Below are 14,515 nucleotides of genomic sequence, written 5' to 3' on the forward strand. Positions count from 1 at the left end.
GTTCTATTTTCCAGTAATTGAGGACTTTTACAGAGCTTTTGGTTTCTCAAAAGAAGAAAAAGGGTTTATTATATAATAAGGATAAATATTGTAAACATGTCTTAAACTTCGTTGACACACTATAAAGACAGGTGTATCTTATAGTAAGTTTGAAATAGTGCACGTGATTTTGTTTGGGGGAATTCAGTTGGTTACCATCCATAAAACCAATATTGAAAAAGCATATGATACAGCCAAAATGAAGGCTAAACAAATACATCACCCCGTCCTTCTCAGCATAGTGGAAGAAGTCGATGCCGTGGATCCTCTCTCTTTTTATTATGGAGGAAGCTCTTTTCATGGAGAGCGTTTTTTATGGAAGGACCGTGATCATACCATTACACTGGCAGGGCTCGGAGCGGCACACATTTTGTCGACAAATGAGAAGAAAGAGCGCTTTTTTACGGTTGAGAATGAGTGGAAGCGCTTTATTGATAGGTCTGTGGTCGTGACAGGGCAAAAATGGGCAGGCACCGGTCCACTATTATTCGGGGGCTTCAGTTTCGACCCTTTGAACGACAATGGTCCTGAATGGAGGCATTTCTCGACGGGATCGTTCCAGCTCCCCGCGTTCATGCTTACAAAGACGGGTAAAACGAATTATCTGACTACGAATGTCATCTGTCATCCGGAAGAAGACGAAAGCATATTTCATGAACGCATCCGTATGAAAGAAGAACTTTTGGCAAACGCCCGGAAGACCATTATTCCTGAACGGCCCCATTGGCTTGGAACACGTGATGTGTTGCCGGAAGAATGGAAAGATTCTGTCCAAAGCGTGGTAAATCGGCTTCAGCAGGGTGAGATGGATAAGGTTGTACTTGCTAGAAAATGTGAAGTGTCGTTCGACAAAAAGGTGTCATCGGATTTCGTACTGGATAATCTGTGGAAGCAGCAGCCTGACAGCTTTGTCTTCAGCTTTGAAAGGGAAGAAAGCTGTTTTATCGGAGCTACTCCGGAGCGGCTCGTGAAAAAGACAGGAGAAGAAATCCTCTCAACATGCCTCGCAGGTTCCATTGCGAGAGGAGATACCCTTCTGAACGACGAAAAACTTGGGGAAGAGCTACTGGAGGATGAAAAGAACCGTTATGAGCACCAGCTTGTAGTGGACAGCATTCAACAGGCTCTGAACCCTTTTTGTGATAAACTTTCGATCCCTCCTTCACCACAACTTATGAAGTTGAAGGATATCCAGCATTTGTATACTCCTGTCATCGGACAAGCATCTGAGCATACCTCCCTCTTAAATCTTGTTGAAAAATTACATCCTACCCCAGCATTGGGTGGAGTACCGAGGGATAAAGCTCTTTATGTAATCAGACAAGAGGAAGAAATGGATCGTGGGCTTTATGCAGGTCCGATTGGCTGGATAGACGCCTACGGAAATGGTGAGTATGCAGTCGCCCTTCGTTCAGGGCTGCTTCAGGGAGAGAAGGCTTATCTGTATGCGGGGTGCGGAATCGTGGCGGACTCGGAGGCCGAAAGTGAATTTAAAGAAACACAGATGAAATTTAGGCCAATGCTCCGGGCTTTAGGGGGAACCGTACATGATTGACGAACATCAATTGAAACTGACAAATTATTTGGCGGCATTCATTGAAGAGTTGGTTGGAAATGGAGTAGACGAAGTAGTCATCAGTCCCGGCTCTCGATCTACTCCTTTGGCGTTGTTATTCGCCCACCATCCAGGTGTGAAAACGTATATTAACGTGGATGAACGTTCTGCGGCTTTTTTTGCATTGGGGATTGCAAAGGCAAGGAATAAGCCCGTCGCTATATTGTGCAGTTCCGGGACAGCAGGGGCGAATTATTATCCGGCTGTCATCGAAGCACGCTACGCAAAGGTACCGCTCATTGTCTTGACCGCGGATCGCCCTCATGAGCTAAGGGAAGTTGGGGCACCTCAAGCCATTAATCAAATTGATTTGTACGGGAAACACGTTAAATGGTCCATTGACATGGCCTTGCCGGAAAGTATCCCGTCCATGATACAGTATGCACGATCATCTGCTGTCAGGGGAGTGGCCATTTCAACAGGAAATCCTGAAGGTCCGGTTCATTATAACTTCCCGTTCAGGGAACCTCTTATCCCTGATTTGCAGAAGGTTGAATTTGCAGGTGATCAAAAGGGAAAAAGAGTCCTTCAAGGAGACCGTCAATTATCCCCGGACTTTCAACATGAACTTCAAGAAACAATAGAGAAATCAAACCACGCCATTATTGTGTGTGGCTCAGGATTATGTGAAGATGCTGTTCAGTCCATTGTTGATTTTGCCGAGGAAAACGCATTGCCAATCATAGCAGATCCATTATCCTTTGTCCGGAGTGGTCACCATTCCAAGGATACGGTCATCGATTGCTATGACACATTCCTGAGAATTGAAGACCTTCAAGAATCGTTACATCCTGATCTCGTAATCCGTTTCGGTGCCATGCCAGTTTCGAAAGCACTTATGTTGTTCTTGAAAGGTCTACCGGATATTCCAACGTGGATTGTGAGTAAAGGAGAAGAATGGCAGGATCCGACGGCACGGGGAACGGATTATATTCATTGTGATGAAAGCCTGTTTTGTAAGAGCTTAATGAAACATACTTCCCAAAAGACTCTGAGTTGGTTAAACCATTGGCAGGATGTCAATAACCGGACAAAGAACTTACTTATAAACGGGCATCAAGCCTGGGATGAAGGGGCAGCTGTCCATCAGCTGATCCAGCACTTGCCGGAAGGGTCCACCATGTTTTCAAGTAACAGCATGCCGATCCGTGACTTGGATACCTATTTTTTCACAAATGAACGTTCCCTTCGAATCTTTGCCAATCGAGGGGCAAATGGGATTGACGGAGTGGTCTCCACGGCCCTCGGCATGAGTACGAAATCACAGTCGATGTATCTCCTAATCGGGGATCTTGCCTTTTTTCATGATTTAAACGGTTTATTAACAGCCAGGAAATATCAATTGGATATGACGATCGTTGTGATGAACAATAATGGCGGAGGAATCTTTTCTTATCTGCCCCAGGCAGTTGACCAGACTCACTTCGAAGACCTGTTCGGAACCCCGATGGATCTTGAATTTGCCCACGCCGCAAAGCTTTACGGTGCTCATTATTTTCATGTGACATCCCAACAAGAATTTATTCCAGCCCTCCAGGAAGCGGAGCACAGCAAGGGGATAAAAATTATTGAAGTGATGACCAATCGTGAAGAAAATGTAGCAAATCATCGTAAATTGTGGAATTTTGTTTCCCGGGAAATGAAGCAAAACATGAAGGGTGAACACCATGATTCTTCAAGTGAATGATATTCGTTATTTTGTAGAAGTTAAAGGGGAAGGGGAACCTTTGGTTTTCCTTCACGGCTTCACAGGGGATACGACAACATGGTCACCAATCACCGATCATTTGTCTACAACGCATCAATGTATTAGCATTGATCTAATTGGTCATGGGCTTACGGAATCTCCCAAGGATTTTACACGGTATAAAATGGAACGGGTTTCCTTAGACATACGTTTCATTCTCGATGAACTCAACATCGAGGAAGCAGTGTTGATCGGATATTCAATGGGAGGGCGCTTGGCTCTTCACTTCAGCTTGACCTATCCTCAAAGGGTAAAGGCATTAATCTTGGAAAGCGCCTCTCCGGGATTGAAAACGACTGAAGAAAGAGTGGATCGCATGAAGAAAGACCATGGACTGGCTGATAGAATCGAGAAAGACGGAATCGAAAACTTTGTCGACTTCTGGCAGGAGATTCCCTTGTTTGCTTCTCAAAAAAGGCTGTCAGATAGAGAGCGTTTCAACATTAGGAAGCAGCGCTTGAATCAATCGGCAACAGGCTTATCGAATAGCTTGCGGGGAATGGGGACAGGTGCACAGGATTCTTTGTGGGACAGGCTTTGCGATCTCTCTCTCCCTGTCCAAATACTTGTCGGCGAGCTTGATCATAAGTTCATCTATATTGCAGAAGAGATGAAAAAACGCAATTCAGACTTTCAAATTGTGACATTTTTCAACACGGGACATGCAATTCATGTGGAAGAACCGCTAAAGTTTGGTACAATAATAAAGGAACTACTGTTAACTACATAAAGGAGGAACAAACCAATGGCTTTTGAATGGGTTTCAGAAAGAAACTATGAAGATATTTTGTACGAAACGTACAATGGAATCGCTAAGATTACGATCAATCGACCAGAAGTTCGTAACGCATTCCGTCCTAAAACCGTAATGGAATTAATTGATGCATTTGCTTATGCACGCGACGACTCCAAGGTCGGTGTCATCGTATTAACAGGTGCCGGTGAAAAGGCATTCTGTTCAGGTGGGGACCAACGGGTACGCGGTCATGGTGGATATGTCGGGGAAGATGAAATTCCACGACTGAACGTATTGGACTTACAGCGACTGATCCGTGTGATTCCTAAACCGGTCATTGCAATGGTAGCAGGCTATGCAATCGGTGGAGGACATGTTCTTCACGTCGTTTGTGATATTACGATTGCCGCAGACAACGCAATTTTTGGTCAAACAGGTCCTAAAGTAGGAAGCTTTGACGCCGGATACGGTGCTGGATATCTTGCTCGCATCGTCGGTCATAAGAAAGCGAAAGAAATCTGGTATCTATGCCGTCAATACAATGCACAGGAAGCACTTGAAATGGGCCTCGTCAACACAGTTGTCCCATATGAGCAGCTTGAAGCGGAAACGGTTCAGTGGGCTTCAGAAATGCTCGAGAAGAGTCCGACTGCCCTTCGTTTCTTGAAAGCTTCATTCAACGCAGATACAGATGGACTGGCAGGTCTGCAACAGCTTGCAGGTGACGCTACCCTACTATACTACACAACGGAAGAAGCCAAGGAAGGCCGCGACGCATTTAAAGAAAAGCGTAAGCCGGACTTCGGACAATTCCCTCGTTTCCCTTGATCTAAGGCGGCCTGATGAATCTTATATGGATTCATCAGGCTTTTTTAAATGAAAGGTTGTGCTGTTGGTACCCGGGTGAATTGGTTGTTCACCATTCAGCATATGTTCAGTGGAAGTGCCATAACTAAAGAAAAACAAAACCGAAAGACCAAGCAACTCTCTTTAATGAATGACGAACAGGGCAACAATACGAAAGGAATGGAGAATGATTGATGACAACACAGCAATTGCCTAATTGGCTAAAACAAAGAACATTTTTAACACCTGACCGAATGGCTCTAAGTAATGGTGATGGGGAGTATACATTTGCAGAGCTGTGGGAAAAAGTCATTTCCATCGGTGAACAGCTAAATACCATCGTTAAACAATCGTCTCACCCCTATTTGGGACTCATGATCAAAAATAAAGTGAATTCTGTGTTGCTTGTTCATGCCATTCAACAGCTGGGCTTCACGACCGTACTCTTAAATCATAAGTTGAGTGAGAATGAATTATCTTTTCAAATTCAAGATATGGAGTTATCTACGGTCATATATGATGATGATTGTGAAGAAAAGCTTTCTTTTTTAGGAGAGGGCGTTAAGGGAGTCTCCTTCTCTCAATTGTTCCGCACACACCGGACACCTTTTGAGGTGAAGGATCATTTTCAGTTAGACCAAGCATGCTCGGTCATGTATACATCGGGTACGACAGGAGCGCCAAAGGGAGTTCTTCAATCATACGGAAACCATTGGTGGAGTGCCATTGGGTCTTCCTTGAATCTCGGGATAAGTGAAAATGATACATGGCTTTGTTCGGTTCCTCTCTTTCATATCAGCGGGTATTCAATCCTGATGAGGAGTGTTATTTATGGAATGAACGTCCGCCTGTTTGAAAGTTTTGACGTGGAAGGAATCAATAAGGAGCTCGCGTCGGGAAAAGTCACCATCATGTCTGTTGTCAGCAATATGCTTATGCGTCTAATGCAAGACATGAAGGACAGATGCTATCATCCAAATTTCCGTTGTATGCTGTTGGGTGGGGGGCCGGCGCCTCTCCCATTGCTTCAGGCATGTAAGGAAAAAAACGTACCGGTCTTCCAGACATACGGAATGACAGAAACCTCCTCTCAAATCGTGACATTATCGCCTGAATACAGTATGACGAAGCTCGGGTCAGCAGGTAAGCCTCTCTTTCCTTCTGAATTAATGATCCAGTGCAAAGACGGCGCTTCAAAAGCGAATCAAGAAGGGGAGATCCTTGTGAAAGGGCCGAATGTGACACCTGGATATTACCGAAGAGAGGAAGCCAACGTCAAGAGCTTTGAATCAGGCTGGTTTCATACGGGGGATATCGGCTATGTGGATGAAGAAGGTTTCTTATTTGTATTGGACCGCCGATCTGACCTGATCATCTCCGGTGGGGAAAACGTGTACCCCGCTGAAATTGAAAGTGTCCTGCTGGGCTGTAACGGGGTGGAGGATGCAGGAGTGACAGGAATTGCAAGTGACGAGTGGGGACAGATTCCATGCGCTTTTATCGTAAAGAAAGAACATCTTGCGAAAGAGGAAATCATAAGACATTGCAAAGAGAATCTTGCTTCCTATAAACGTCCGAAAAAAATTGTATTTGTGGAAGAGCTTCCACGAAATGCTTCAAATAAACTGTTGAGAAGAGTGCTCAGAGATCAGTGGGACAAAGGAATGTATGCCGATGAAGATTAAATCCATCACTCTCCACATCATTACGATGCCCTTGAAAAGACCGTTTGTGACCCATCTCCAAACGGTTGAGGAGCGGGAAGGGATCATTGTTGAGGTGCAGGACACTGACGGGCTATGCGGGCTAGGAGAATGCGTTGCTTTTTCGACACCTTGGTATACAGAAGAAACCGTTAAAACGTCCCATCATATGCTGAAGGATGTATTGATCCCACTTATGAGCAATACTCCATTCCTACACCCTGAAGAAATCGGTAAGCGGTTTGAAGCCGTTCGAGGTAACGCTATGGCGAAGGCTGCACTTGAAATGGCGTTATGGGATCTTTATGCAAGGCAGCACAATCTGCCTCTTTGGGATATGATCGGTGGCGTGCGAAAACAAGTTCTTGCTGGAGCCGTGGTCTCAGCAGGCAACGTGGAGGAAATGATCAAGCAGACGGAAGAACTGGTTCGGGATGGATATCAGCGAATAAAGCTGAAGATTTCCCCGGGGGCAGATATAGAGATTGTAAAAGAGTTGAGGGCTCATTTTCCAACCCTTTCCCTTTTAGCCGATGCTAATTCTTCGTATTTCCTTAAAGACAAAACACAGCTCCAGGCATTGGATGAGTTCGACTTGGAGATGATTGAACAGCCGTTGGGAATCGACGATTTAGTAGAACATTCTCTTTTGCAAAGGGAGTTAGCCACTCCGATTTGTCTCGATGAAAGCATCGTTACTCTTCACGACATGAAGAGCGCCATTCATTTAAACAGCTGTGGGGTGGTTAACATCAAGCTTGGCAGGGTTGGTGGGTATACGAGTGCTTTGGAAATCTATCGGTTGTGCCGGGAACATGATATTAAAGTGTGGTGTGGGGGAATGATTGAATTCGGAGTTTCCCGGGCCCATAATCTGTCTCTCGCCACTCTTGAAGGTTTTTCAATTCCAGGGGATATCTCGTCCTCCTCAAAGTATTGGGACGAGGACATCATTACCACTCCGATCATTGTGAAAAATGGTGTGGCGGATCGATTGGAGGGTGCGGGTATTGGTGTAGAGTTAAACCGAAAGCGACTTGGTGTCGTCACCAAATACAAGGAAACTATTTACGTTTAAATCATCAAGCCTCTAAACCTCACGAAAAAGTAGGGAATATTCTATTCCAAAAAATTTCTTGAAATAGAAAATATTGTATTTGGGGAACCAATCCATTTATACTTAAGTAGTACATGCTCAAATGACAAATCTTTGAGGAGGAAGCATGAAACTAGGTGCATTTTCTGTAAGTTTAACCGTGAAAGACATTCATCGATCAAAGTCATTTTACGAAAGCCTTGGATTTGAAATCATGGGAGGGGATATTGCTCACAATTGGCTCATTATGAAGAATGAAAATTGTATCGTTGGCCTTTTCCAGGGAATGTTTGAAAAGAACATTCTGACGTTTAATCCAGGTTGGAATCAAAATGCAGAAAATCTGGAGGCATTCACGGACGTTCGGGAACTTCAAAAGAGTCTGAAAGCAAAAGGGATTAGCATGCTGTCTGAAGCGGATGAATCAAGCGAGGGACCTGCAAGTTTCACGATTGAAGATCCCGATGGCAATACCATACTCGTTGATCAACACAGATAAAAAGCCAGAGAGCAAATGCTCTCTGGCTTTTCTACATATTAAAATGGATTCGTCGCCCACTGAAGGGATTGTTTGATAAAGATTCTGGGATGTAATTTCAGCTGTGATATCATATGCTCCGCCAGGTCCTCCGGCTGCATGTATTTATCCTTGTCCGCTTCATCAAGCCTATCGCCAAAGGTCAGGTCCGTTGCCACCAGGCTCGGGTTGAGGGTCATGACTCTTATGTTATGTTTTCGGACTTCCTGCATGAGCGCTTCTGTCATGCCCTGGACGGCAAATTTCGATCCACTGTACGCAGTGCTTCCTTCCGTACCTTTCAATCCGCTGCTGGATGAAATATTAATGATGTCACCCCGATTCTTCTCCATCAACTGGGGCAAAACGGCACGTGTGACATAATAGGTTCCGAACACGTTGACTTCAAAGGTCCGTTTCCATTCTTCCGGATCGATTTCCAGGAATGATCCGTATGTTCCGATACCTGCATTGTTAATAAGGATGTCAGCCGGTCCTAAGTCATTTTGTAATTTTGAAATAGCTTGGTCCACTTGATCCATTTGGGAAATATCTGCTACTGCTACACTGGCTTTCACTCCTAGTGACCGTGCTTCCTCAGCCACTTTTTCAAGAGTGCTCTCTGTGCGCGCCAGAAGTCCGACATGGACGCCTTCACGGGCAAGTTCCAATGCGGTCGCCTTACCGATTCCCCTGGCTGCACCCGTAACATAAGCGGTTTTGCCCTTAATCGATTGTGCCATTATCCATCATCCTTCCAATAGGGTTTCTACCGTAAGTGTAAAGGTAAGAAGTGGGATAGGCAACTATTCTACTTTCCGGGGCCGAATGAGAAAAAGCTCCGGAGGGGCCGGAGCTTTCATTCACTTTTTTGCCGCAAGTACCGTTTATCATTCATAAATAAACTCCAGAAGTAGACAAAACCAGGGAACAGGATGATGAACCCGACGATATACGTGATGAATACAGCCTTAAAGGAGTTGGGGTCGGTAAATCCGGACTGAATCGTGACCTCAGGGTAGATGATATAGGGCAAGTGTGCCTTACCGTATACATAACTCGCCAATACATATTGAAAGGTAACGGCGATGACGGCGACCCTGGGCATTCCCTTCATTCCTTCCTTATTTGTCGGCAGGAATAGTGCGCCTCCGGCAACGAGGAACCCTAAGAGGGAAACTAATAATATAGGTAGATCTTCCATCATCCGATCATAGATCCAGGTGGCCTCATTTTTCATGGTGAACATAATAAGAAAGGCCATGATAACCGAAATGGGACCGATGATCAGAGCGTCCCGGCGATACATCTTGAAGGCTTCGAATTCCTTTGAAGCCTTGGAGTAATCAGCGAGAAGCAAGGATGACAGAAACAGTGTACTTGCGACGGCGAATCCGAAGAAAGCAAATTCATGTGGACTCGTAAACAGTTTCCCAAGAAGAAGGGTCTGTCCGCCATCGAAATCAATATAAGGTCCGTGGGAAATGGGAAGGACACTAATGAGCAAGCCGGGAATCAGTAAGCCGGTGATCCCTGTTACATAAGTCAGCGGCTTTCTGTAGTCATCTGCTACATGAGAGAATACAAGAAAGGCACTCCGCAGTGCCAGAAGCAGTAGAATCAAACTTCCTGGAACGAGTAATACGGTTCCTAACGAATAGGCAGCACCAGGGAACATGCTGTACACGGCCACGACTAAGGCGACGATGAATGTATTCGTGACCTCCCAGGTAGGGGACAGGTATCGATTGGCAATATTCGTTGCTTTCGTCTTGTCATGATTAATATAGATCATCGACCAGAAGCCGGCACCAAAATCCATCGTTGCCATAACGGCATAGATAAAGACGAATCCCCATAGTATCGTGATGGCAATCAATGCTTGTGTCATATCTTCACCTCCAATTCAGGCTTGTTAAGTTGATAGGGGAATATCTTTTTGGTTGGCTTCCGCTTTGTTAATATCCTTTTCAGGTGGATTCCGTTTGAAATAATAGAGAAGGACCAGAACGACGGACACGGCCAAAATCGCATAAACGGAAACGAATAGAATGAAAAGGGTTCCTAAGTTCCCTGAAGTGGTCACCGAGTCTTCCGTACTGAGAATACGGTAGATCGTCCAAGGCTGGCGTCCTGTACAGGCGAAGATCCAACCGAATTCGATGGCCAGGATCGACAGTGGTCCTCCCGCAACAAATGCCCACATCAACCATTTTGGGAAACGGTCCTTTTTCAGTAGCTTGTTCCACACATAGGCGATGAGTGACAGTAATATTAGCAGTGATCCTATCCCTACCATCGCGTTAAATAATGTATGAACGAACAAAGGTGGCCAGTATTCTTCAGGGAAGTCGTTTAACCCGATGACTTCCGTATCGAAGCTGTTCCCGGCCAGGAAACTGAGTGCCCAAGGAACCTCAATCCCCCATTTCACTTCCTGGGTAATAGGATCGGTGAATCCCCCAATAGCAAGAGGGGCATGGGTCTGTGTTTCAAATAACCCTTCCGCTGCAGCTAATTTCTCCGGTTGATATTCATGGAGCTGCTGAGCTGATTCATGCCCATTGATTGCCGTCAAGAATGAGAATACTCCCCCGACTAATAAGCAAATCATGAGTGACTTTCGATGGAATACATAGATTCTTGAACCAAAGGAAGTCTTTAGCATTTTATAAGCGGAAACGGTGGCGATCGTAAATGATCCCACGACATAGGCGGATAAAGCTACATGTCCCGCCGTAACGAAAAAGCTTGGATTAAAGAATGCCTTCCAAGGATCCACGTTAGTGATTTCCCCGTTTATGATTTCAAAGCCGGCAGGCGTCCCTTCAAATGCATGGACATTCGTAATCAATACGGCTGAAGCGAGTCCGCCAATCGCCACAAGCACGAGGCTCACAATTCTCATCCAAGGTGCGATGCGATTGGCTGCATATACATAAATGGACATAAATAATGCTTCCACAAAGAAGGCATAGATTTCGATTTGAAACGGCAGGGCCATGACGCGCCCGATGACCTCCATGAATCCAGGCCAAAGGAGGGACAGTTGTACACCGGCAATCGTTCCGGTAGGAATGCCCACCCCTAACAAAACGGCAAAAGCCTTAGTCCAGCGTTTTGCCATCACGGAATAATCCAGATCATTGGTCCGTTGAAACATAATTTCTGCGACGAGAATCATTAACGGAATACCCACTCCAAGTGTGGCAAAAATGATATGGAACCCCATTGTGACTCCAAACATGGAACGAGCAATTACTAATTCATCCATTCTCAAAATCTCCCTTACTAGTCTTTAACATTTCCTTATTGTCCACTTAATGGAAAATAATATTCATGATATATGGGAGAAAGAGGTGATGTATATTTTCAGAGTCAATCATTGATGGTGGAAGATCGATCATATAATAATTGTTGGATCATAATGATCATCCGAAGTCTGATGATAATAGGGTCTGAAAAATAGGATGGTCAGTTTTGAATTAAACCTCATTAATAAGAAAAAAGAGCAGCCACCAAGGCTGCCCTCCCCACATTTTCTATTGCAAAGCTTGTTTCAACGTGTCAATATTTCTTTTCATCAGTGAAAAATAATCTTCATCCTTCTTACGATCTTCATCCGTGAGAACGGATAAGTTGTGAAGAGTGAGCGACTTCGCACCCAATTCATTTTGGACAACTTCTGTCAGTCTTGAAGAGACGTTCTGCTCAAAGAGGATATATTGGACATTGTCTTCTTTCCCTTTTTCAATGATTTTTTTCAGCTCCTGCTGGGACGGTTCGTCAGCAGTATTCAAACCGGCTATGGCTTCCTGATGAAGTCCGTAGCGTTCTTCCCAATAGCTATAGGCAGCATGGGAAACGTAGAATGTTTTCTTCGGTGCATGGTCAGCCATGTCTTTAAATTCAGAGTCTAATTCGTCCAATTCTCTGGTTAACGCTTCAAGATTCGCCTGGAACTCCTCCTTATGTTCAGGCAATTCCTTTGAGAGAGTGTCCGCGATGTTTGTTGCCATAGCCTTGGAGTACACAGGATCTAGCCAAATGTGCGGATCCACATCATGGTTATGCCCGTCGTGATCATGTTCATCTGCACTTTCCTTGTGGTGCACCTCAATTCCTTTACTTGCCGGCACAACGACGACATCTTCATTTTCTAATAGGGATTTGGAATCTTCAACGAATCCTTCAAGACCCATCCCGACGTAGAGGAAAATATCACCATCGGCCATTTTCATCATATCTTTCTGGGAAGGTTCGAAGGTGTGTTCATCAGCACCTGGAGGGTATATGCTTTCGACATTCACATATTCCCCACCGATTTTTTTCGTGAAATCCTCCAATGGATAGACAGTGGTGTAAATCTCTAATATATCTTTCTTTTTACCATCACCCTGGCCGGAATCGGCTCCACAGGCAGACAATACTAAAATCAATAATAATAGTGAACCTAAACGAATATAGTTCAAGAGGAATCCTCCTTTTTAAACAGATTTATTAATAACTGTAATGATTACGATTTAGCACAATGGTTATTTTACTACCGAAATGGGGAATAAGCAAGATAATTGGATGGATTTAATAAAAAAAAGACTCCCTCACGATTTGGAGTTAGTCTGAGTCACTTATCTTTTTCCTTGGCCATTCTTCTGGAACGTGGTCAATCCCTCCAGGATGAAACGGATGGCATTTTACAATCCGCTTCATCGTCAACCAGCCGCCCCTGAGTGCACCGAACCGGCTAACTGCCTCGACACCGTAATGGGAGCAGGTAGGATAAAAGCGGCAAGTAGGGGGTTTAAGAGGGGAGATGACGCGCTGGTATAGCATGAATAAAAACAATAATAATTTTTTCATAACCTGTCTCCTCATAGATTTTCTTTTACTATATCAGAACCCGGATGGGGAATGAAATGTTTCGATTGTCAGCACGTGGAGAAACAGAATAATGATAGGTTTTATGCCTAATTCATATTAAGTTGATGAAATAACTATGAATTTACGTTATACTATGAAGTAGAAACTAAATTGGGAGTGATATTAATGCCTTCAGTAGAAAGCTTTGAATTAGATCATAATGCAGTGAAAGCACCGTTCGTCAGACATTGTGGTGTGCATAAAGTAGGAAGCGACGGACTTGTGAACAAGTTTGATATCCGTTTCTGCCAGCCGAACAAGCAAGCAATGAAGCCTGATTCCATTCATACTCTTGAACATCTATTAGCATTCACGATCCGAAAATATGCTGAGCCTTATGCTCATTTTGATATCATTGATATTTCCCCGATGGGTTGCCAAACGGGCTATTATTTAGTCGTGAGTGGCCAGCCGAAAGTGGAAGAAATCATCGATCTGTTGAATGCAACGATGAAAGAAGCTGTAGAAATCGAAGAAATCCCGGCAGCCAATGAAAAACAATGCGGGCAGGCGAAGCTTCATGATTTAGAAGGAGCCAAGAAACTGATGCGCTTCTGGTTAAGTCAAAGCGATGAAGAGTTGAAACAAGTATTCGCATAAAAAAGAAAAAGAAATCCACCGTTTTATAGGGAACGGTGGATTTCTTTATGGGTTACTTTTTATTTTCTTTTTCTTCGTCCTGTTTCATCTTTTCGAGATGAGGATTATTTTCAAGTGGATCGACTGTATGTTTAACGGTTGTATAGGCCTTGGACGTTGTGAGGGCACTTACGAAAATCACAAGAATACAAATGACAACCGCAATAATTAGAACAAGAGTTACCGACATCATGCAACCCCCTTTTTTTTAACTATTTTACCATAGAAAGATCGGTCATTCATGGGGGAAAAACAACATTTTTATGACGTTTCCTATGTTTTCCAATGGATGTTTGTTATTCTGAATAGAGTGAATGTTTATAGTGTGCACTATTCTTAAAAGTCAAAGCGAGGGGGAAGTTTCCATGGAAATCTCTTCTATGATGGGGAAACAGGTTGCAGAGCTTCAAAGGACACTCAGTATGAATCTGCTGAAAAGTCAGATGGCGACTCAAGCGGCACAAGTCACGGTGATGATGAAGGATATGCAGGTAAGTCAGCCTGTTCCCCATCCAAGTAAAGGACATACAGTGGACGTGAAAGGATGAAAGAAAGACATAACTAAATGAAGGAGTCTTCGTCTTGCACTTCAATCCACAGCTAGAACCAGCTATATACACTAAGTATGCTTTATTAAATCCGAACGATCATTCGAAA

The 14,515-nt window shown here is 44.2% G+C and carries 16 protein-coding genes; 10 read left to right on the forward strand and 6 right to left on the reverse strand.

Translation table 11 applies throughout. The features are described 5' to 3' along the window. The first annotated feature begins 187 nt into the window (after positions 1–187). From BAA9072_RS20790 to BAA9072_RS20825, 8 genes are all read left to right on the forward strand, one after another. Complete coding sequence (locus BAA9072_RS20790; RefSeq protein WP_230980960.1) at positions 188–1,594, forward strand: isochorismate synthase; 1,407 nt, start codon at positions 188–190, stop codon at positions 1,592–1,594. Then, entirely contained in the window at positions 1,587–3,341 is a 1,755-nt protein-coding gene (gene menD, locus BAA9072_RS20795) for a 2-succinyl-5-enolpyruvyl-6-hydroxy-3-cyclohexene-1-carboxylic-acid synthase (RefSeq protein ID WP_201716542.1), read from the forward strand. The genes BAA9072_RS20790 and menD overlap by 8 nt, the downstream gene beginning before the upstream one ends. After that, entirely contained in the window at positions 3,322–4,131 is an 810-nt protein-coding gene (gene menH, locus BAA9072_RS20800; protein ID WP_201716543.1) for a 2-succinyl-6-hydroxy-2,4-cyclohexadiene-1-carboxylate synthase, read from the forward strand. Before menD ends, menH begins: the two co-directional genes overlap by 20 nt. Positions 4,132–4,146: 15 nt before the next feature. Next, positions 4,147–4,965, forward strand: coding sequence for a 1,4-dihydroxy-2-naphthoyl-CoA synthase (gene menB / locus BAA9072_RS20805; RefSeq protein ID WP_044340358.1), 819 nt, complete (start codon positions 4,147–4,149; stop codon positions 4,963–4,965). Between the two features lie 48 nt (positions 4,966–5,013). Then, complete coding sequence (locus BAA9072_RS20810; protein WP_201716544.1) at positions 5,014–5,178, forward strand: hypothetical protein; 165 nt, start codon at positions 5,014–5,016, stop codon at positions 5,176–5,178. Beyond that, positions 5,178–6,668 (forward strand): o-succinylbenzoate--CoA ligase, encoded by a 1,491-nt coding sequence (locus BAA9072_RS20815; protein ID WP_201716545.1) that lies wholly within the window; start codon positions 5,178–5,180, stop codon positions 6,666–6,668. The genes BAA9072_RS20810 and BAA9072_RS20815 overlap by 1 nt, the downstream gene beginning before the upstream one ends. Beyond that, the gene (gene menC, locus BAA9072_RS20820; RefSeq protein WP_201716546.1) at positions 6,658–7,764 is read left to right on the forward strand and encodes an o-succinylbenzoate synthase; all 1,107 of its coding nucleotides are present in this window, start codon (positions 6,658–6,660) and stop codon (positions 7,762–7,764) included. Before BAA9072_RS20815 ends, menC begins: the two co-directional genes overlap by 11 nt. A gap of 145 nt (positions 7,765–7,909) precedes the next feature. Beyond that, on the forward strand, positions 7,910–8,281 hold the full coding sequence (locus BAA9072_RS20825; protein WP_201716547.1) for a VOC family protein: 372 nt from the start codon (positions 7,910–7,912) through the stop codon (positions 8,279–8,281). 38 nt (positions 8,282–8,319) lie between these two features. Here BAA9072_RS20825 and BAA9072_RS20830 read toward each other — a convergent pair whose 3' ends face one another. The 5 genes from BAA9072_RS20830 to yidD all read right to left on the reverse strand — a co-directional run bounded on the left by BAA9072_RS20830 (position 8,320) and on the right by yidD (position 13,159). Then, positions 8,320–9,042, reverse strand: coding sequence for a 3-ketoacyl-ACP reductase (locus BAA9072_RS20830; protein ID WP_201716548.1), 723 nt, complete (start codon positions 9,040–9,042; stop codon positions 8,320–8,322). A 116-nt stretch (positions 9,043–9,158) separates the two neighbouring features. Next, complete coding sequence (locus tag BAA9072_RS20835; protein WP_201716549.1) at positions 9,159–10,190, reverse strand: cytochrome d ubiquinol oxidase subunit II; 1,032 nt, start codon at positions 10,188–10,190, stop codon at positions 9,159–9,161. Between the two features lie 24 nt (positions 10,191–10,214). Beyond that, positions 10,215–11,573, reverse strand: coding sequence for a cytochrome ubiquinol oxidase subunit I (locus BAA9072_RS20840; RefSeq protein WP_201716550.1), 1,359 nt, complete (start codon positions 11,571–11,573; stop codon positions 10,215–10,217). Positions 11,574–11,841: 268 nt separating this feature from the next. Next, a complete protein-coding gene (locus BAA9072_RS20845; RefSeq protein ID WP_230980961.1) occupies positions 11,842–12,771 on the reverse strand; it encodes a metal ABC transporter substrate-binding protein in 930 nt (309 codons plus the stop codon). 142 nt (positions 12,772–12,913) lie between these two features. After that, positions 12,914–13,159, reverse strand: a complete 246-nt coding sequence (gene yidD / locus BAA9072_RS20850; protein WP_230980962.1) for a membrane protein insertion efficiency factor YidD — start codon at positions 13,157–13,159, stop codon at positions 12,914–12,916. A gap of 186 nt (positions 13,160–13,345) precedes the next feature. Between yidD and BAA9072_RS20855 the strand changes: the two genes are divergently transcribed. Next, a complete protein-coding gene (locus BAA9072_RS20855; RefSeq protein ID WP_201716552.1) occupies positions 13,346–13,819 on the forward strand; it encodes an S-ribosylhomocysteine lyase in 474 nt (157 codons plus the stop codon). A gap of 52 nt (positions 13,820–13,871) precedes the next feature. Here BAA9072_RS20855 and ytzI read toward each other — a convergent pair whose 3' ends face one another. Continuing rightward, a complete protein-coding gene (ytzI, locus tag BAA9072_RS20860; protein ID WP_230980963.1) occupies positions 13,872–14,051 on the reverse strand; it encodes a YtzI protein in 180 nt (59 codons plus the stop codon). Positions 14,052–14,223: 172 nt separating this feature from the next. On the opposite strand from ytzI, the gene BAA9072_RS20865 reads away from it, so the two are divergent. Continuing rightward, positions 14,224–14,406, forward strand: coding sequence for a hypothetical protein (locus tag BAA9072_RS20865; protein ID WP_201716553.1), 183 nt, complete (start codon positions 14,224–14,226; stop codon positions 14,404–14,406). The last annotated feature ends 109 nt before the right edge of the window (positions 14,407–14,515 follow it).

It is taken from the genome of Rossellomorea arthrocnemi (assembly GCF_904424705.1).
GTDB lineage: Bacteria > Bacillota > Bacilli > Bacillales > Bacillaceae_B > Rossellomorea > Rossellomorea arthrocnemi.